Annotated in this window: 13 protein-coding genes; 1 reads left to right on the top strand and 12 read right to left on the bottom strand. The window is 64.4% G+C overall.

The window, feature by feature from the left end:
- Window positions 1-193: 193 nt before the first annotated feature.
- Window positions 194-667 (top strand): molybdopterin-dependent oxidoreductase, encoded by a 474-nt coding sequence (locus DVT68_RS13585; protein ID WP_158543507.1) that lies wholly within the window; start codon window positions 194-196, stop codon window positions 665-667.
- Between the two features lie 9 nt (window positions 668-676).
- Here DVT68_RS13585 and DVT68_RS13590 read toward each other — a convergent pair whose 3' ends face one another.
- From DVT68_RS13590 to DVT68_RS13645, 12 genes are all read right to left on the bottom strand, one after another.
- Window positions 677-907, bottom strand: coding sequence for a formate dehydrogenase subunit delta (locus tag DVT68_RS13590; protein ID WP_114825630.1), 231 nt, complete (start codon window positions 905-907; stop codon window positions 677-679).
- 2 nt (window positions 908-909) lie between these two features.
- The gene (gene fdhD, locus DVT68_RS13595; protein ID WP_114825631.1) at window positions 910-1,752 is read right to left on the bottom strand and encodes a formate dehydrogenase accessory sulfurtransferase FdhD; all 843 of its coding nucleotides are present in this window, start codon (window positions 1,750-1,752) and stop codon (window positions 910-912) included.
- Window positions 1,749-4,691, bottom strand: coding sequence for a formate dehydrogenase subunit alpha (fdhF, locus tag DVT68_RS13600; protein ID WP_114825632.1), 2,943 nt, complete (start codon window positions 4,689-4,691; stop codon window positions 1,749-1,751). Before fdhF ends, fdhD begins: the two co-directional genes overlap by 4 nt.
- Window positions 4,692-4,705: 14 nt before the next feature.
- The gene (locus tag DVT68_RS13605) at window positions 4,706-6,265 is read right to left on the bottom strand and encodes a formate dehydrogenase beta subunit (protein WP_114825633.1); all 1,560 of its coding nucleotides are present in this window, start codon (window positions 6,263-6,265) and stop codon (window positions 4,706-4,708) included.
- Window positions 6,262-6,762 carry a formate dehydrogenase subunit gamma gene (locus tag DVT68_RS13610; protein WP_114825634.1) on the bottom strand — a complete coding sequence of 167 codons (501 nt, stop codon included), beginning with the start codon at window positions 6,760-6,762 and terminating at the stop codon, window positions 6,262-6,264. The genes DVT68_RS13605 and DVT68_RS13610 overlap by 4 nt, the downstream gene beginning before the upstream one ends.
- A 22-nt stretch (window positions 6,763-6,784) precedes the next feature.
- Entirely contained in the window at window positions 6,785-8,443 is a 1,659-nt protein-coding gene (locus DVT68_RS13615; RefSeq protein ID WP_114825635.1) for an OFA family MFS transporter, read from the bottom strand.
- A gap of 369 nt (window positions 8,444-8,812) precedes the next feature.
- Window positions 8,813-9,478, bottom strand: coding sequence for a response regulator (locus DVT68_RS13620; RefSeq protein WP_114825636.1), 666 nt, complete (start codon window positions 9,476-9,478; stop codon window positions 8,813-8,815).
- 28 nt (window positions 9,479-9,506) lie between these two features.
- Window positions 9,507-11,465, bottom strand: coding sequence for a type IV pili methyl-accepting chemotaxis transducer N-terminal domain-containing protein (locus DVT68_RS13625; protein WP_114825637.1), 1,959 nt, complete (start codon window positions 11,463-11,465; stop codon window positions 9,507-9,509).
- Window positions 11,466-11,839: 374 nt separating this feature from the next.
- Complete coding sequence (gene narI, locus DVT68_RS13630) at window positions 11,840-12,523, bottom strand: respiratory nitrate reductase subunit gamma (protein ID WP_114825638.1); 684 nt, start codon at window positions 12,521-12,523, stop codon at window positions 11,840-11,842.
- Between the two features lie 10 nt (window positions 12,524-12,533).
- Window positions 12,534-13,229 (bottom strand): nitrate reductase molybdenum cofactor assembly chaperone, encoded by a 696-nt coding sequence (narJ, locus tag DVT68_RS13635; protein WP_114825639.1) that lies wholly within the window; start codon window positions 13,227-13,229, stop codon window positions 12,534-12,536.
- Complete coding sequence (narH, locus tag DVT68_RS13640; RefSeq protein ID WP_114825640.1) at window positions 13,226-14,773, bottom strand: nitrate reductase subunit beta; 1,548 nt, start codon at window positions 14,771-14,773, stop codon at window positions 13,226-13,228. The genes narJ and narH overlap by 4 nt, the downstream gene beginning before the upstream one ends.
- Complete coding sequence (locus DVT68_RS13645; RefSeq protein WP_114825641.1) at window positions 14,770-18,483, bottom strand: nitrate reductase subunit alpha; 3,714 nt, start codon at window positions 18,481-18,483, stop codon at window positions 14,770-14,772. The genes narH and DVT68_RS13645 overlap by 4 nt, the downstream gene beginning before the upstream one ends.
- Window positions 18,484-18,514 lie beyond the last annotated feature (31 nt).

Raw genomic sequence — 18,514 nt, forward strand, 5'->3', positions numbered from 1 at the left:
TGGCAGTTGATCTGTGCACGCGGGATGGACGTGAAAGTGCCGCGTGCATTTTTTTCGTGCGGGTGTGGTTTCTACTTAAATCTGCCTTGCGCCGTGCGTGGGATTGCGGTGAAAGTCATGTGAAGTAACCAAGGGAGCAAGACACATGCGGCATGGTCGACAAGTACGAATTTTTCATGGGCTGATTCCATTCATGTTGTTGTGTGTGGTGCTGGCGATGGACGTCCGGGCGTCCGAGCCGGAAGTGCGCGTGTCGGCGCCAGGTCATGCGCCGTTGGCGCTCGATGCAGGCGCGCTGGCGGCCATGCCTCATGTCTCCGTCACGGCGGCGGCGCATGACGAGCCGCCGAGCGAATGGCGCGGCGTGCCGCTGCGGGAAATCCTGTTGCGCGCGGGCGCCCCGCTGGACAAGCCGCTGCATGGGCGGGACCTGGCGAGCTTCGTGCGGATCACGGCGAGCGATCATTACCAGGTGGTGTTTGCCCTGGCCGAGCTGGATCCCACACTGGGCCACGCCCAGGCGATGCTGGTTGATCAGCGCAACGGTCAGCCGCTGGCGGGCGATGGCCCTTATCGACTGCTCGTGCCGGGCGAGCAACGTCCGGCGCGCTGGGTGCGCAACGTGACCGCCATTGAGGTCGTCGACGGCTCCCGTTCGCCGCCGTGAGCAACCGCTTCAGGTAGCGTCGGCGGGGGGCAGTGTCAGCGCGGCGACGGCCTCCCTCGCCAGCGGAAGCAAATCGTCGCCCCCCTCGCCGAGATAGGCCTTGAGCTGGCGGCGCATCACCGGGTCCCAGAAGCGGGTGAGGTGGTCGCGCACGCCATTGACGGCGACGGTGTGGTCGGGCTCGGCCTGGAAGTAGGTCGCAATGTCGTTGGCCATGGTGACCAGTCGTTCGATGCGCATGACTAGCCCTGTGCTGCGCCTGCCTGGAGGCGCTCGGGGTGGGTGTAGATGTTGTGGCTGTCGGGACGGGTGAAGCCGATCAGGGTGAGCCCGGCGCTGCGAGCCAGTTCGATCGCCAGGGCCGTGGGAGCGGAGATGGCGGCCAGGATGGTCATGCCGGCGCCCGCCGCCTTGGTGACCATTTCGTAGCTGGCCCGGCTGGTCACCAGCGCCAGGCCATCCTGCGGGTCATGGCCGGCGCGCGTCATGGCGCCGATCAGCTTGTCCAGCGCGTTGTGGCGGCCGACGTCCTCGCGCACCAACAGGATCTCGCCTTCGCAATCCGCCCAGGCGGCCGCATGCACGGCGCCGGTGGCCAGGTTCATGGGTTGGCGCGATTGCAACTGGTGACGCGCACGTTCGAGCGCAGCGCGGGTGATGGTGTTGCCGGCGCCCACGGGGTGATGGTGGCGGATCACGTTCTCCAGATCCCGCGTGCCACAGATGCCGCAGCCGCTGCGGCCGGGAAGCAGGCGTTCGGCCTGTTCCGCGAGCTTGGCCCCGGGGGCGTTGTCGGTCACCCGCATGGCGAGCTCGACGCCTTCCAGCAGGGCGTGGCGCTCCACCTGCAGCAGTTGCGAGGGTTCGCTGATCAGGCCTTCGCTAAGGGAAAAGCCCAGCGCGAAGTCGTCGAGGTCATGCGGGGTGGCCATCATCACCGCGAAGCTGGCGCCGTTGTAGACCATGGCGACAGGGACCTCCTCCGCGATGCAGTCCTCCGCCTGTGTGACCTGGCCATGCTGCCAGCGCTCCACCTCGCGGGAGACGTAGCCCGGTGGCGCGGCATGGTCTCTCGCGACGCTCAAGCGGGCTTCACCGACTGTTCGAGCAGCGCCTCCTGCGTTTCGGTGAACGCACGATGGCGCTTCTGCCACTCGGACGGCTGGTTGACGCGGGTGACCTGCACCGCCGTGACCTTGTACTCCGGGCAATTGGTGGCCCAGTCGGAGTTTTCGGTGGTGATCACGTTGGCGCCCGAGCCCGGGAAGTGGAACGTGGTGTAGACCACGCCCGGCTGCATGCGCTCGGAGATCATCGCGCGCAGCACCGTGTCACCGGCGCGGCTGACAATGCCGACCCAATCGCCCTCGGCGATGCCGCGCTCCTCCGCATCGTGCGGATGAATCTCGAGGCGGTCCTCGTCATGCCACATCACGTTGGCGGTGCGGCGCGTCTGCGCCCCCACGTTGTACTGGCTGAGGATGCGGCCGGTGGTGAGGATGAGCGGATACTCGGTGCTGACCTTCTCTGAGGTCGGCACGTACTCGGTGAGCATGAAGTGACCCTTGCCGCGCACGAACTCGTCCACGTGCATTACCGGCGTGCCCAACGGATGCTCCTCGTTGCACGGCCACTGGATAGATCCGAGCTCGTCGATCTTGTCGAAGCTGATGCCGTGGAAGGTCGGCGTGAGCGCGGCGATCTCGTCCATGATCTCGGAGGCATGCGTGTAATGCATCGGGTAGCCCATGGCCTGCGCAAGCAACTGGGTGATCTCCCAGTCCGCATAGCCGCCCTTGGGGTCCATGACCTTTCGCACGCGAGAGACGCGGCGTTCGGCGTTGGTGAAGGTGCCGTCTTTTTCCAGGAAGGAGCTGCCCGGCAGGAAAACGTGCGCGAACTTGGCCGTCTCGTTGAGGAACAGGTCCTGCACCACGATGCATTCCATCGCGGTGAGCGCCGCCGTCACGTGCTGCGTGTCGGGGTCTGACTGCGCGATATCTTCGCCCTCGATGTAGACGCCCTTGAAGCTGCCATCGAGCGCCGCTTCGAACATGTTGGGAATGCGCAGGCCGGGCTCGGCGAGCAGGGTGACGCCCCAGGCCTGTTCAAAGGAGTGCCGCACCGCGTCGTCGCCCACATGGCGATAGGCGGTGAATTCGTGCGGGAACGAGCCCATGTCGCACGAACCCTGCACGTTGTTCTGCCCGCGCAGCGGGTTGACGCCCACGCCCTTGCGGCCGATGTTGCCGGTGGCCATCGCGAGGTTGGCGATGCCCATCACCGCGGTTGAGCCCTGGGCATGCTCGGTAACGCCCAGGCCGTAGTAGATCGCCGCGTTGCCGCCGGTCGCGTACAGCCGCGCCGCGTCCCGCACCATCTCTGCCGGCACGCCGGTCACCGACTCCATCGCCTCGGGGCTGTACTTGTCCTGCGCCACCAGGGCGCGCCATCTGGCGAAGGGTTCCGGCTCGCAGCGGCGGGCCACGAAATCCTCGTCCAGCAGACCTTCGGTCACGATGACGTGGGCCAGGCTGTTGAGCATGGCGACGTTGGTGCCGGGGCGCAGCTTGAGGTGATAGTCAGCCTGCACATGTGGCGTGCGGACCAGGTCGATGCGGCGAGGATCGATCACGATCAGCCTGGCGCCGGCGCGCAGCCTGCGCTTCATCTGCGAGCCGAACACTGGATGTGCGTCGGTGGGATTGGCGCCGATCACCAGCACGACTTCGGTCGATTCGATCGAGTCGAAATCCTGGGTGCCGGCCGACTCGCCCATGGTGGACTTGAGGCCATAACCGGTCGGCGAATGACAGACGCGGGCGCAGGTGTCTACGTTGTTGTTGCCAAAGCCGGCGCGCACCAGCTTCTGCACCAGGTACGTCTCTTCATTGGTGCAGCGCGAGGAGGTGATGCCGCCTATGGCGTGCTTGCCGTAGCGGGCCTGGATCCGCTTGAATTCGCTGGCGACGTGGGCGATGGCTTCTTCCCAGGTCACCACCCGCCACGGATCGGAAATCCGGGCGCGGATCATCGGCGTGGTGATGCGATCAGGGTGGGTGGCGTAGCCGATGGCGAAGCGACCCTTGACGCAGGAGTGGCCGTGATTCGCCTGACCGTCCTTGTTGGGGACCATGCGCATCACTTCCTGACCCTTCATTTCGGCGCGGAAGCTGCAGCCGACACCACAATAGGCGCAGGTGGTGACCACGCTGTGTTCGGCCTGGCCCTTGTCGATCAGCGACTTCTCCGACAGCGTGGCGGTGGGGCAGGCTTGCACGCAGGCGCCGCAGGAGACGCATTCGGAGTCGAGGAAGCGATTGTCCTGGCTGGCGGCCACCTTGGAGTCGAAGCCGCGGCCCTGGATGGTCAGGGCAAACGTGCCCTGGACTTCTTCGCACGCCCGCACGCAGCGCGAGCAGACGATGCACTTGGACGGATCGAAGGCGAAATAGGGATTGGATTCGTCCTTGCCGACGAAAAGCGGGTTGGGCACGGTCTTTGGTGATCGCCCCTGATCATCGGCGCCCAAGGCCGTCCATCCGTAGCCGGACTTCTCCATATCGATTTCGGGGTGGACGTGGTTGGCGCCGTCATAGCCGTAGCGCACCTCGCGCAGGCCGACCACGCCGGCCATGTCCTGCAACTCGCAATGGCCGTTGGCGGGGCAGGTGAGGCAATCCAGCGGGTGGTCGGAGATGTACAGCTCCATCACGCCACGACGGATCTCGGCCAGCTTGGGCGTCTGCGTGTTCACCTTCATGCCTGCGCTGACCAGGGTGGTGCACGAGGCCGGGTAACCCTTGCGGCCCTCGATTTCCACCAGGCACAGGCGACAGGAGCCGAACGCATCAAGCATCTCGGTGGCGCACAGCTTGGGGATGGCGATGCCGGCCTGCGCCGCCGCGCGCAGCACGGAGGTGCCCTCGGGCACGCACACGCTGCGGCCGTCGATGTCCAGCTCCACCATGGTCCCCGAGGTGGACTTCGGTGTGCCGTAATCGATCTCGACGATGGACAACATGGGGCTCTACCTCCTCAGACGGCCGCCTTGCCGACGTGGTCCGTGAAATCCTCGTGGAAATGATCGAGCGCGCTGAGCACCGGGAACGGCGTCATGCCGCCCAGCGCGCACAGCGAACCGGCGACCATCGTCTGGCACAGATCGCGCAGCAGCACCTCGTTGCGCTCGCGCTCGACGGCGTCGCCGGTGAGCATGCGGTCGATCACCTCGACGCCGCGAACCGAACCTATCCGGCAGGGCGTGCACTTGCCGCAGGATTCGATCGCGCAGAAGGTCATGGCGTAGCGCGCCTGCGCGGCCATGTCGACGGTATCGTCGAACACCACCACACCACCGTGGCCAAGCATGCCGCCGATCGCGGCGATGGCTTCGTAGTCGACCGGCGTATCCAGTTGCGCCGCCGGAATATAGGCGCCCAGCGGGCCGCCCACCTGCACTGCGCGCACTGGCCTGCCGCTCGCGGCGCCGCCGCCGTAATGCTCGATGAGTTCACGCAGGCTCAGCCCGAAGGCGCACTCAACCAGGCCGGGGCGCTTGAGGTTGCCCGCCAGCTGGATGGGCAGCGTGCCGCGCGACTTGCCGATGCCGTAATCGCGGTAATAAGCCGCGCCGTGCTCCAGGATGAGGGGAACGGTGGCCAGCGTGACCACGTTGTTCATCACCGTGGGTTTGCCAAACAGACCCTGGACGGCGGGAACCGGGGGCTTGAAGCGTACCTGGCCGCGCTTGCCTTCCAGCGATTCAAGCAGCGAAGTCTCTTCGCCGCAAATGTAGGCGCCTCCGCCCATGCGCACTTCGAGATGGAACGCCTTGCCGCTGCCGCGCACATCGTCGCCGAGGTAACCGGCCGCCTGTGCGGCGGCGATGGCCGCCTCCATCGCACGCTGGGCGTGCGGGTACTCGACGCGCAGGTAGATGTAGCCGCGTGTGGCGCCCACCGCGAGGCCGGCGATGGTCATGCCCTCGATCAGTACGAACGGGTCACCTTCGATGATCATGCGGTCGGCGAACGTGCCTGAGTCGCCCTCGTCGGCATTGCACACCACGTACTTCTGGGTGGACGGTGTATCCAGGCAGGTCTTCCACTTGATGCCGGCAGGGAAGGCGGCGCCGCCGCGTCCGCGCAAGCCGGAGTCCAGCACGACCTGCACGATGGATGGCCCGGCCATGCCCAGCGCGGCCGCGAGTCCGCGGTAGCCGCCGTGGGCGAGGTAATCGTCCAGGCTGCGCGGGTCAACGACGCCCACGCGCGCGCAGGTGAGGCGCTGCTGGTTCTTCAGGTAGTCGATCTCGCTGGTCGGGCCGTGCGCGAGCGGGTGCTTGCCGCCGTGCAGGAAATCCGCGTCGAACAGCGCCGACACGTCGTCTGCGCTTACCGGGCCATAGGCGACGCGGCCGGCGGAGGTCTCGACTTCAACCAATGGTTCTAGCCAGTACAGGCCGCGCGAACCATTGCGTTTCAGATGTACATCGATGCCGCGTCGTGAAGCTTCCGCGGTGATCGCGGTCGCGACGGCTTCCGCGCCCACCGAGAGGGCACCGGCGTCACATGGCACGTAAATCGTGATGCTCATGTCGACTCCGCCTCGAGCCAGGCGTCGAATCGTTCGGGGGTCATGCGCCCCTTGAGTTCGCCGTCCACCATCATCGCGGGCGAACACGCGCAGTTGCCGAGGCAATAGACCGGCTCGAGCGTATAGGCGCCATCGGACGTGGTCTGGTGAAAGTCCACGGCCAGGCGACGCTTGACATGTTGTTCGAGCGCAACGGCGCCCATCGCCTGGCAGGATTCGGCACGACACAGCTGGATCACGTGCCGACCCGCCGGCTGCTGCCGGAAGTAGTGATAGAAGCTGATCACCCCATGGACATCAGCGCGCGAGAGATTCATCTCTCGCGCGATGAGTGGCGTTGCTTCTTCAGGTACGTAACCCAGCGCGTCCTGCACCCCATGCAGAATGGGGAGCAGGGCGCCTGGCGTACCTTTCAGCCGCGTGGTCACTTCGAGCACCGCCACGCGGATGTGCTCGGGAATGGCCGGCAGCATGGCGATATCTATCGCTCGTTTCATGTTTCCACCATCGTGGACCACGTCAGAACAGGGCGGCAGCCTTGGTGATAGCTATCCATACACCGATCAGGAAAGGAATGCCAACCGCTGCCCAGGCGATCACGCCCACGAGGCCGAAGCCGCCGCGCGCCGCATGCTGCGCACTGACGGAGAGGGCCGCCGCTTCGTGTTGCAGGGAAAGCTCGCGATCCAACTCTTCATCGGTCATGTGTGCACTTTCCTTCACCGGCCGAACCAGCAGATTGCAGATCATGCCGACCAGAAGGAGTACGGCGAGGATGTAGAGCGTCCGGTCGTAGACCAGGTTCTTGGCAACCCCTGCGTTGAGCTGCGCCTCGCGGACCGCGGCGATCAGGAACGGACCCACGATGCCCGCCACTGACCAGGCCGTCAGCAGGCGACCATGGATGGCGCCCACCATCTGCGTGCCGAAGATATCCGAGAGATAGGCCGGCACGGTGGAGAAGCCGCCTCCGTACATCGACAGGATCACGCACACTGCGATCACGAAGGCCCCGGCGAGCCCCATGTGGCCGAGCGTGGGCAGCGAGCAGTACAGCGCAATGCCAAGCGCAAAGAAGATGAAGTACGTGGTCTTGCGTCCGATGAAGTCGGAAGTCGACGCCCAGAAGATGCGCCCCAGGCTGTTGAACAGGCTGATCAGGCCAACGAGGCCCGCCGCCGAGGCGACAATCGCAGCCTTTTGTGCTGCGCTGAGTTCGACCGCGCTGTCCAGCCCGAGCAACTTGCCACCGAACACGTCCTGGAACATCGGGCTCGCCATCGACAACACGCCGATGCCCGCCGTCACGTTCACGCACAACACCGTCCAGATCAGCCAGAACTGCGGCGTCTTCCATGCCTGGTTCAAATGCACGTGGCGATGCGTGATGAGCTTGTTCGACGATTCGGACGGCGGCGTCCAGCCCAGGGGCCGCCAACCGGTAGGTGGTACGCGGAAGCCGAAGGCGCCTGCCGACATGGCGACGAAATAAAGCAGCCCCATGCAGACCAGGGTGGAAGACACGCCGGGCACGCCGTTGGTGGTGAACTTCTGCATCAGCGCCACGGCGATCGGGGCGCCGATCATCGCGCCGCCGCCATAGCCCATGATGGCGAAGCCGGTGGCCAGTCCTCGTCGGTCGGGGAACCATTTGATCAGGGTCGACACGGGCGATATGTAGCCCAGGCCCTGGCCTATTCCTCCCAATACGCCGGCGCCGAGATAGACCAGCCATAGCTGGTGCATCGACACGCCGATTCCGCCGATGACAAGGCCGCCACCCCAACATAGCGCAGCGATGAAGCCAGCCCTGCGGGGCCCCGCGCGCTCCAGCCAGGCGCCCCAGATCGCGGCGGAAATGCCGAGCATGGCGATGAAGGTTTCGAAGATGTGATTGACCGCAGGGACCGTCCAGTTGCAGCCGGTGGCGAACAGCTGGGCCAGGAAGCCGAGTTTCGCGCATGCGGCCGGATCGGCCTCGGTCACCAGTTTCGTCATCGGCAGCCAGAAGACGGAAAACCCGTAGGCCATGCCGATACTCAGATGGATGGCCAGCGCTGCTGGCGGCACCAGCCAGCGATTGAAATGAGGGCCTGCAATGGTGCGTTCCCTGGCGAGTAATCCCGGCGTCCCTCCATGCGCCGAATCAAGGACATCTGCTTCCGGTACGCTCACCATAAGCAACTCCCCCATTGTCGCCAGGCCAAGTGGCCCGGCATCACGCCCGATCTTCAAGGCGTCGGCGCCAGCGGCGCCACCCTACTTAAGTCGAACAACGGGCGGAGTTAAGTCGGGTGGCTCGGCAGTGTGTTGCGTCGCAACACTTGCGTAAATCCATGATCTTGCTTGGCGGGTTCGTGACTGACGCGGTTGTATGACAGTCACGGTGACGAGGATCCAGGCTGCAGCGAATCGGCAGGTTGCGGGGCGCCGGCCGGTAAAGATGCGCAGGCGCCGCCGTGGCCCCTCGCTGTCCAACCCGGCGGCAACCGATGTCTGGCCAGGCATTCACCTACGGGTAACAGGAAGCGCGAGCGTTTCCGTGGCTCAGTCGTCTTCGTGCAGGCCGCGCTCCACGGCATAGACGGCCATCTGCACACGGCTGCTGAGGCTGAGCTTCTTCAGGATGTTTTGCACGTGCGCCTTGACCGTGCTCTCGGCGACGCTCAGCGCGCGGGCGATTTCCTTGTTGCTTTCGCCACGCGCCACGCTCCGGACAATGTCGCGCTCGCGCGCGGTGAGCCTGTCGTCGGATTCCGTGGCCGCGGGTGTTTCCTGCAGCGCCTTGGCCGGCGCACGTAGCTGCGCCACGAGTTTGGCGGTCATGTCATCGGCGATGACAGAGCTTCCGGCGGCCGCCTTGCGGACGCCATCAATGAGCGTGTCGGCCTCGATGTTCTTCACCAGATACCCGCAGGCGCCGGTTCGCAACGCCATGACCAGTTCCTCGGCATCTTCCGATACGGTCAGGATCACGACACAAGCGTCGGGAACGTCCTGGATCAGTAGCTGCAGTGTTTCGAGGCCCGAGAGTCCCGGCATGTTGAGGTCCAGCAAAATCACGTCGGGGCGCTGCCGCTTGGCGCGCTTGATGCCTTCCAGCCCGTCGGCGGCCTCGTCCACCACGGTGATGTCTGACTGCCGCTCCAGCAGGAGGCGAATGCCCGAACGAAACAGGGCGTGGTCGTCGATCAGCAGAATGCGAATGGTCATGCGGGATCCGTCCATCGAATGAAATTGTTCAGGCGGGCTGGCGATGGTCCCTGGACAGCGTCAGCCGCACCGATGCACCGTTTCCGGGCCGCCCATCGAGTTCGAGGTCTGCTCTTAGCCGAGCTGCGCGCTCGCGCATGATGCCCAGCCCCACGCGCTGGTGATCGCCGGCGAAGACTTTCGCCGAGTCATAACCAAGGCCGTCGTCGGTGATCTCCAGGGTGAAGTCCGCACCGTCGGATACTTCGATGACCACCTGGCGGGCCATGGCGTGTTTGCGCACGTTCGACAAGGCTTCCTGCAGGATGAAGAGCACCTGCAATTGCTGTTCGAGAGCCATGGGCGCGCCGCCGCAGTCCGCAAAGCGGAACACGACATTGACGCCGCTCTGGCGCTGAAAGCGTTCCATGGTGTTCTCGATGGCCAAACGCAGGTCGCCGTGGCCGAGCTTGGTGCGGAAGTTGGCCAGCAGTTCGCGAACGTCCTGGTAGCTCTCCTCCACCCCTCGCCGCAGGCGGGGCACGATGGCCTCGATGTCGCTCAGGTTGCCCGCGCCGGCGGCGTCGGCCAGCATCTGTATCTGCAGGTTCAAGTAGTTGAGCGCCTGGGCGATGCTGTCGTGCAGGCCTTGCGCGACGAGGTTGCGCTCCTCCACCACGGCGAGTTGCCGTGCACTGGCCGACAGGCGCAAGTGATTGATGGCCACGCCCAGATGTTGCCCAAGCGTCTCGAGCAGGTCCGATTCAGCAGGCGAAAGCCGGCGCGGAGCATGGAAGTGAAGCGAGAAGGATCCCATCACGCCGCCCTGGGCGCCGATGCGAAAAACCCACAAGCCCGCCAGTCCCTCGCGAAGGCATGGGTGGGCCCGACTGGACTCATGCACTGCGGACCGGAGGTCGAGCGCCGATGGCGCGCCAAGGCGCACCGGATCGCCGCAAAAGCAGGCATCCACCGCCATGCAATGCTCGGTGGCGCTCCATGCCGGCGAAAAACCCTCCGACACCAGGAGGTGGAGTTTGTCCTCTTCGGGACCGAGCACGCGCAGGGCGCCGCCATCGGCGTGGAACTGCGCCATCACCCGCTGCAGAAACCCCCGACACATCGGTTCAATGTCGTTGGGAAGGTTGAGGAAGGTGGTCATGTCGTAGAGTGAGGCGAGCGCGCTGTTGCGCGATGCCAGCTCTGCTGTCTTGTCTTCGACACGCCGTTCCAGGTTCCAATACAGCTCCTGCAGTTCGCCTGCCATGCGATTGAAACCCATGGCCAGTTCGCCGAATTCGTCGCGCGTCTCCACCGGAAGCCTCACGGCGAAATCGTGACCGGCCATTCGCAGCAAACCATCCTGAAGGCTGCGCACCGGGCGGATGATCCACAGATAGAGGAGATGGACCATGGCCACGGTGCCCAGGCAGGCGAGCACGGCCAGGGCGATCTGCGACAGTCGGAGCAGGGCGGTCTTTTGCGTGTTGTCCCGTTCGATCATCTGGACCAGCTGATCCGCCTCGCCCACGAAATCAGGCAGGATGGCGAGGTAGCGGGCCGCTTCTGCGGGCGAACGTCGCATATCGGCAACAAGGGCCGGCTTGATGCGCTGCTGCCAATCCTGCGCAACGCGATCGAACTGGGCCCGAATGGAAGACTCGTTGGGAAGGAAGAGTGGGCGTGCGGCATTGCCGTAGCGCAAGCGTGTCAGCGTGTCCTCGAACAGCGCCATCTGTTCGGGCAGGCCGCTCGGCCGGCCGCCACGCGCATCCATCAACTCGATGGCCATGCGGTTGGCGCGCATGCGCAAGCTGCCGGCGTCATTGATTGCAGCCCCCGCGCCTTCAAGCCTCCACGACAATAAGAGCGTGCTGAAGATCATGCCGAGCACGAGGGCAAGCGCGGTCAGCGACACGGCGATGATGCGCGTCGAAAGCCGGTGCCACTGCACGGGAAGTTCTGACGACGCCAGGTGAATCAGGCGGGACTTGGCGGATGTGAGCATGGAGGTATCGGTCGCGTCGGCACAGCCTGGGTGTCAAACGCAACCGACACGGCGAAGTCGTTACCCTTCGTCGATGGCGCCATGGAGGCGACATGGACGCCGTTGGGTTCCAGGGCTCGCCATCATGCAGCGGGCGATACGGCTGCGGAAGAAATGCTTGACCGGCTTGCCAGCCCGGATAACCGGTAGCCGGTCGCGGCATGTCCTCAAGCCATCCCCAGACGCCCAAGTCAGTGCGTGACGTGCCGAGGTTAAGCGATGGCCCGCATGGCGAGCATGACCCGATGCGGTGCTACTGCGGCAATTGAAGCCGCCTTCGCTGTGGCGAAGTCTGATGTTCAGGTCATGCTGCCAGCAACGCCGTCCGGTGCACGTCAACGGGGGCGCACCAGTTGCCATGTGCGACCCAGGTAGGTGACAGAAGCCAGTCCGCTCCAGACATGCACCAGACGGGTGAAGGGAAAGATCAGGAACAACGTGATGCCCATGAACAGATGAGCCTTGAAGATCATCGGCACGTCGGCGATGCAGCCCGCGGCGTCGCCACGGAAGGTCACCAGATGCTGCGCCCAGCTCATCAGCTGGAGCATGACGTGACCATCCAGGTGTCCTGACGACACCGCAATCGTCGACAAGCCGAGCAGCAGTGTCACCAGCAACCAGGCGAGCAGTAGCTTGTCGCCGCCAGTAGTGACCGCCGCCACGCGCGCCTCGGAGAGGCGTCGCTGCAGAAGTATCAGCAGACCGGTCAGGCAGAGCGCCCCCATGACGCCGCCCGCCACCATGGCGATCATCTGTTTGAGGCCGTGCGAGACACCCAGTGTGTCCCACACCGCGACTGGCGTCAGCAGGCCAACGAAGTGACCCAGGAACAAGCCGAGGATGCCCACGTGGAAGAGGATGCTGCCTGCCCGGATACGGCCGTGATAAAGCAGCTGGGAGCTGTCGCTCTTCCAGGTGTACTGCTCACGCTCGAAGCGGAACAGGCTTCCCAGCAAAAATATGGTGGCGGCGATGTAGGGATAGATGCCGAACAGGAACGCGTGCAGGAAAGGCATGGCGGATGTCTCACGGCGAGGGAGTGGCCTGGGTGCGAGCCCGGTACGGGAGTGGTTGGCAGGGCGCGGGCGTGAGCAGCGGCTCCACGCCGTCCACACCAGGGCCAAAGCGTTCCATCGCTTCATCCATGTCGCGGACCGGTGGCTCCGGTTGGGGCTTCGGTTGAACCGTCGTCAGCGAACGCAGGACAGCGAAGACGGCTGCATAGGGACTTCCTTCCCGCTGAAGGCGGTCGCCGATGGCGGCGAGCACGTCGATGGCATCGCCGAGCCATCGTTCGGCCTCGTCCTGATCGCCATCGGCGCACAAGACGCCGAGGAACTCCAGGAAGGCGGGGATGTGGTCGGGCAATTCATGGGTCATCGGCGCCCAGCCGCGCCGACGGTATTCGTCGAGCAGATCGACCATGGCCTGTCCGCGATCGCGACTTTCGCCATGGACGTGTTCGAACAGGTAGAGGGCGCAGCCCGGGTGACGATCGAACGTGCTGACGTAACGTTCCTGAACATCGATCAGATCATCCCTCCGGATCCGTTCCAGCAGCGGATCCAGCGCGTCACGTATGGCCGGCCGGTCTGAGAGAAAGGAATCGATGTCCGACAAGCCGGCGATCAGCGACGGCTCCGGATAGGCCAGCAAGGCGGACATCAGGTAATAGAGCCGCGCCTCGGGTGACTGCTTTGGTGCATGGTGTGTGATGTTCATGGCGTCTCCTTTTCCCCGGGCTTGGCCATGCCGGGTGCGCGGCTGAGCCCCTGCGGCCGGCGGCCGAACAGCGTGGGCGACGACACGCCGCCGGAACAGCCATTGCCAAACGTGAAGCCGCAGGCGCCCTTTTCATTGAAGCTGTCCTCGACCATCTCCTTGTGCGAAGAGGGGACGACGAAGCGGTCCTCGTAGTTCGCGATGGCCATGGTCTGGTACATGTCCTCGACCTGCGCTGCGGTCATGCCCACCTGGGCGAGCACGGATTCATCCACGGCGTCATGGACGGTCTGGGAACGCTTGTAGGCGCGCATGGCCAGCATGCGTTCGAGCGCACGGGCCACGGGCAGCTCGTCGCCTGCGGTCAGCAGATTGGCGAGATAGCGCAATGGGATGCGCAGGCTGGCGACGTCGGGCAGGATGCCGTTCATGCCCATGTGGCCGGCTTGCGCCGCCGACTGGATGGGCGACAAAGGCGGCACGTACCAGACCATGGGCAAGGTCCGGTATTCCGGATGCAGCGGAAAGGCGACCTTCCATTCCACCGCCATCTTGTAGACCGGCGAACGACGTGCGGCCTCCAGCCAGCTTTGCGGGATGCCTTGTTGAAGCGCCGCGTCTAGCACGGCAGGGTCATGCGGATCCAGAAAGACGTTCAGTTGTGACTGGTACAAGTCACCTGCCCGGGGCGTGGCGGCTGCTTCGGCGATGCGATCGGCGTCATAAAGCATGACGCCGAGATAGCGGATGCGTCCGACGCAAGTTTCGGAGCAGACCGTGGGCTGGCCAGCTTCCAGGCGCGGAAAGCAGAAGGTGCATTTCTCCGCCTTGCCGCTTTTCCAGTTGTAGTAGATCTTCTTGTAGGGGCAGCCGCTGATGCACATGCGCCAGCCGCGACACTTGTCCTGGTCGACCAGGACGATGCCGTCGTCCTCGCGCTTGTACACGGAGCCCGAGGGGCAGGACGCCACGCAGGTGGGGTTGAGGCAGTGCTCGCACAGGCGCGGAAGGTACATCATGAACGTGTTTTCGAAGGTGGCGTACATCTCCTTTTGCACGTTTTCGAACAACGGGTCGCGGCCGCGCGAGGCAAATTCACCGCCGAGGTCGTCCTCCCAGTTCGGGCCCCACTCGATCTTGTCCATCTTTTTGCCGGTGATGGCGGAAACCGGGCGGGCGGTTGGCGGCGTCTGCGACAAGGGCGCGTTCTGCAATCGCTCGTAGTCGTAGGTGAATGGCTCGTAGTAATCGTCGATCTGCGGGAGGTTCGGGTTTGCAAACAGATTGCCAAGAATCTGCAGCTTGCCACCCTGACGCGGACGCAGCTTGCCGTCGGCGTCCCGGATCCAGCCGCCTTTCCATTTCGCCTGGTTTTCCCATTCCTTGGGGTAGCCGATGCCTGGTTTCGTCTCAACGTTGTTGAACCAGGCATATTCGACGCCGTCGCGTGACGTCCAGACGTTCTTGCAGGTGACGGAGCAGGTATGGCAGCCGATGCATTTATCGAGGTTGAGCACCATGGCGACCTGTGCACGTATCTTCATTGGCCATCCCCCTGGGTCATGGCGCCTTCAAGCCAATCCACTCTTGCCATCTTGCGGACGATCACGAACTCGTCGCGATTGCTTCCGACCGTTCCGTAGTAGTTGAAACCATAGGCCTGCTGGGCATAGCCGCCGATCATGTGCGTGGGCTTGATGACGGTGCGCGTCACCGAGTTGTGGATGCCGCCGCGCATGCCCGAGGTCTCGGCGCCGGGCACGTTCACGATCTTTTCCTGCGCGTGATACATGAGGCACATGCCGCGCGGCACGCGCTGACTTACCACGACGCGCGCGGTGAGCGCTCCGTTGATGTTGAACACCTCGACCCAGTCGTTGTCCTTGAGCCCCGCCTCCTTCGCCTCCGCCTCGGACACCCACACGTGCGGGCCGCCGCGGGATAGCGTGAGCATCCGAAGGTTGTCCGAATAAGTGGAGTGGATGCCCCATTTCTGGTGCGGCGTGATCCAGTTGAGCACGAGCTCGGGATGGCCGTTGGGCTTGTGGGCCTGCATCGGTGCGATCGTCTTGGTGTCGATCGCCGGCTTGTAGGTACAGAAACCTTCACCGAAATCGAGCATCCAGCGATGATCCTGGTAGAACTGCTGGCGCCCGGTGAGCGTGCGCCAGGGGATCAGCTCGTGCACGTTGGTATAACCCGCGTTGTAGCTCACCTCCTCCGATTCGAGGCCTGACCAGGTGGGCGCGGAGATGATCTTGCGTGGCTGCGTCTGCACGTCGCGGAAGCGGATCTTGTCGTGCTCGCGACCAATGGCGAGGTGGCTGTGCTCCCGGCCTGTGACCTTGGACAAGGCTTGCCACGCCTTGACGGCGACATGCCCGTTGGTCTCAGGGGCGAAGGTGAGGATCATCTCGGCCGCATCGATGGCGGTATCGAGTCGTGGTCGTCCCTTGGCTACGCCGTCCTCGGCCACTACGCGGGTGAGCCCGGCGAGGTCGCGCACCTCGTGGCGCGTGTCCCAGCTGATGCCCTTGCCGCCGTTGCCCAACGTATCGAGCAGGGGACCGACCGCGGTGAACTTGCGGTGGATGTCGGCATAGTTGCGCTCGACGATGGTCATGGATGGCGCCGTCTTGCCGGGGATCAGCTCGCATTCGCCAAGACGCCAATCCTTGGGCTCGAAGGCTTGGCCCAGTTCGCCAGGCGTGTCATGCAGCAGCGGCGTGCACACGAGATCCTTGCGCGTGCCGAGATAGGGACCCGCCAGTTCGCTGAACTTGTGCGCGATGGACTTGTAGATCTCCCAGTCCGTGCGACTCTCCCACAGCGGTTGCACCGCTTCGCTCAGCGGATGGATGAACGGGTGCATGTCCGAGGTGTTGAGGTCGTCCTTCTCGTACCAGGTGGCGGTCGGCAGCACGATGTCGGCGTAGAGGCAGGTGGTGCTCATGCGGAAGTCCAGCACCGTCAACAGGTCGAGTTTGCCCTCTGCCGCCTCGCGCACTTGCACCTCCGCGGGCTTGATGGCGGTGTTCTCGTCGCTGAAGACAGCGTTCTGCGTGCCGAGCAGGTATTTCAGGAAGTATTCGTGTCCCTTGCCGGAGCTGCCGAGGACGTTGGAGCGCCACACGAACATGTTGCGTGGGAAGTTTGCCGGGTTGTCCGGGTCGTCGCAGGCGAATTTGAGGGCGCCCGTTTTCAGGCTTTCCACGACATGGGCGATCGGATCCTCGCCCAGTGCTTCGGCCTGGCTCACTACGTCCAGGGGATTGGCGCCCAACTGTGGCGCTGACGGGAGCCAACCCATGCGTTCGGATTTTGCGTTGAGGTCGAGCAGCGAGAGCCCGTTGTAGCGGGCGCGATCCGCCGTAGGGGCGAGTATTTCGTCAAGCGACAGCTTCTCGTGTCGCCACTGGCTGGTGTGGTTGTAGAAGAACGACGTGCCGTTCATCTGTCGGGGCGGGCGCGACCAGTCGAGTGCGAAGGCGAGCGGCGCCCAGCCAAATTGCGGCCTGAGCTTCTCCTGGCCCACGTAGTGCGCCCAACCGCCGCCGCTCTGGCCCACGCAGCCGCACATCACCAGCAGATTGATGATGCCGCGGTAGATCATGTCGTTGTGGTACCAGTGATTGAGCGCGGCGCCCACGATCACCATGCTCTTGCCCCGCGTGCGGTCTGCGTTGTCGGCGAACTCGCGGGCGACCTGGATGACCAGATGCCGGGGAACGCCGGTGTGCTTTTCCTGCCAGGCCGGCGTGCAGGGCAGGTCATCGTCGTAGGACGTGGCCACGTTCGGCCCGCCCAATCCCTGGTCGACGCCATAGTTCGCCATTTGCAGGTCGTAGACCGTGGCCACGGGCGCCACGTAGCCGTCGGCGAGCGTCACATACCTGATGGGGACGTGGCGCACGAGCAGATCCCTATGGTCGGCGCCGAAGTAGGGGAAGCCGACCTCCGCGATGGCGTCCTGCCGTCCCACCAGCGAGAGCCGGGGATCCACGTCCTTGCCGCTGGCGCCGTCCTTGAGTTCCAGGTTCCAGCGACCCGCATGGCCGTCCTGCCCGCGTTCCCAGCGGAAGCCCACGGTACCGTTGGGCGCGACGATGGCTCCGCTGGCATCGTCGATCAGTAGCGTCTTCCAGTCGGCGTGGCCGTGGTCCGGCGCCGAGGTCAGCTGAGATGCCCGCAAAAACTGGCCTGGCGCAAGGCAGTTGCCGTGTGGCTTGAGCACGACAAGCATCGGCATGTCGGTGTAGCGCTTGATGTACTCGCGGAAATAGCTGGACTTGCCGGTGGCGTGGAACTCCTTGAGCACTACGTGGCCCATGGCCAGTGCAAGCGCCGCATCGGTCCCTTGCTTGGGCGCCAGCCAGATGTCGCCAAACTTCACCATCTCGCCGAAGTCGCTGGAGATGGCCACCGTCTTGGCGCCCTTGTAGCGCACCTCCGTGTAGAAATGCGCGTCCGGCGTGCGCGTCTGCGGCACGTTGGAACCCCAGACCATGAGGTAGGTGGAGTTGTACCAGTCGGCCGACTCGGGTACGTCGGTCTGTTCGCCCCATATCTGCGGGCTGGCTGGCGGCAAGTCGCAGTACCAGTCGTAGAACGACAGGCAGGCGCCGCCGATCAGGCTGAGGTAACGCGCGCCGGCGGCATACGACACCATGGACATGGCAGGAATCGGTGAGAAGCCGATAACCCGGTCGGGGCCATAGCGCTTGATGGTGTAAGCATTCGCGGCGGCGATCATTTCCGTGGCCGTGTCCCAATCAGCACGCACGAAGCCACCTTGTCCGCGGATGCTCTTGTAACGACGCGCCTTCTCCGGATCCTGACTGATCGACTCCCAGGCGGCGATCGGATCCAACGTCTTTCGCGCCTCTCGCCACATCTGCATCAGGCGGCTGCGCACGAGCGGATGCTTCACGCGCTGAGCCGAATACACGTACCAGCTATACGAGGCGCCGCGCGCGCATCCGCGCGGTTCGTGGTTGGGAAGGTCGGGTCGGGTGCGGGGATAGTCGGTCTGCTGGGTTTCCCATGTGATCAGGCCGTTCTTGACGTAGACCTTCCACGAGCACGATCCCGTGCAGTTCACGCCGTGCGTCGAGCGGACGACCTTGTCGTGCTGCCAGCGTTGGCGATAGGCGTTCTCCCAGCGACGATCTTCGTTGACGACGGCGCCATGCCCGTCGGCGAAGGTCGATGTCACGCGGGAAAGGAATCTCAGGCGGTCCAGGAAATGACTCATGCTTGTCTCCGATAAGCGTCGGCCGCCTTGC

Source organism: Dyella solisilvae (genome assembly GCF_003351225.1).
Classification (GTDB): Bacteria; Pseudomonadota; Gammaproteobacteria; order Xanthomonadales; family Rhodanobacteraceae; genus Dyella; species Dyella solisilvae.

Bases quoted from the DNA above. Each gene is read 5' to 3' on its own strand.
- DVT68_RS13585 (WP_158543507.1), top strand. From the start codon at position 194: ATGTTGTTGTGTGTGGTGCTGGCGATGGACGTCCGGGCGTCCGAGCCG.
- DVT68_RS13625 (WP_114825637.1), bottom strand. From the start codon at position 11,465: ATGCTCACATCCGCCAAGTCCCGCCTGATTCACCTGGCGTCGTCAGAA.
- DVT68_RS13645 (WP_114825641.1), bottom strand. From the start codon at position 18,483: ATGAGTCATTTCCTGGACCGCCTGAGATTCCTTTCCCGCGTGACATCG.
- DVT68_RS13615 (WP_114825635.1), bottom strand. From the start codon at position 8,443: ATGGTGAGCGTACCGGAAGCAGATGTCCTTGATTCGGCGCATGGAGGG.
- narH (WP_114825640.1), bottom strand. From the start codon at position 14,773: ATGAAGATACGTGCACAGGTCGCCATGGTGCTCAACCTCGATAAATGC.
- fdhF (WP_114825632.1), bottom strand. From the start codon at position 4,691: ATGTTGTCCATCGTCGAGATCGATTACGGCACACCGAAGTCCACCTCG.
- DVT68_RS13610 (WP_114825634.1), bottom strand. From the start codon at position 6,762: ATGAAACGAGCGATAGATATCGCCATGCTGCCGGCCATTCCCGAGCAC.
- DVT68_RS13605 (WP_114825633.1), bottom strand. From the start codon at position 6,265: ATGAGCATCACGATTTACGTGCCATGTGACGCCGGTGCCCTCTCGGTG.
- narI (WP_114825638.1), bottom strand. From the start codon at position 12,523: ATGCCTTTCCTGCACGCGTTCCTGTTCGGCATCTATCCCTACATCGCC.
- DVT68_RS13620 (WP_114825636.1), bottom strand. From the start codon at position 9,478: ATGACCATTCGCATTCTGCTGATCGACGACCACGCCCTGTTTCGTTCG.
- narJ (WP_114825639.1), bottom strand. From the start codon at position 13,229: ATGAACATCACACACCATGCACCAAAGCAGTCACCCGAGGCGCGGCTC.
- DVT68_RS13590 (WP_114825630.1), bottom strand. From the start codon at position 907: ATGCGCATCGAACGACTGGTCACCATGGCCAACGACATTGCGACCTAC.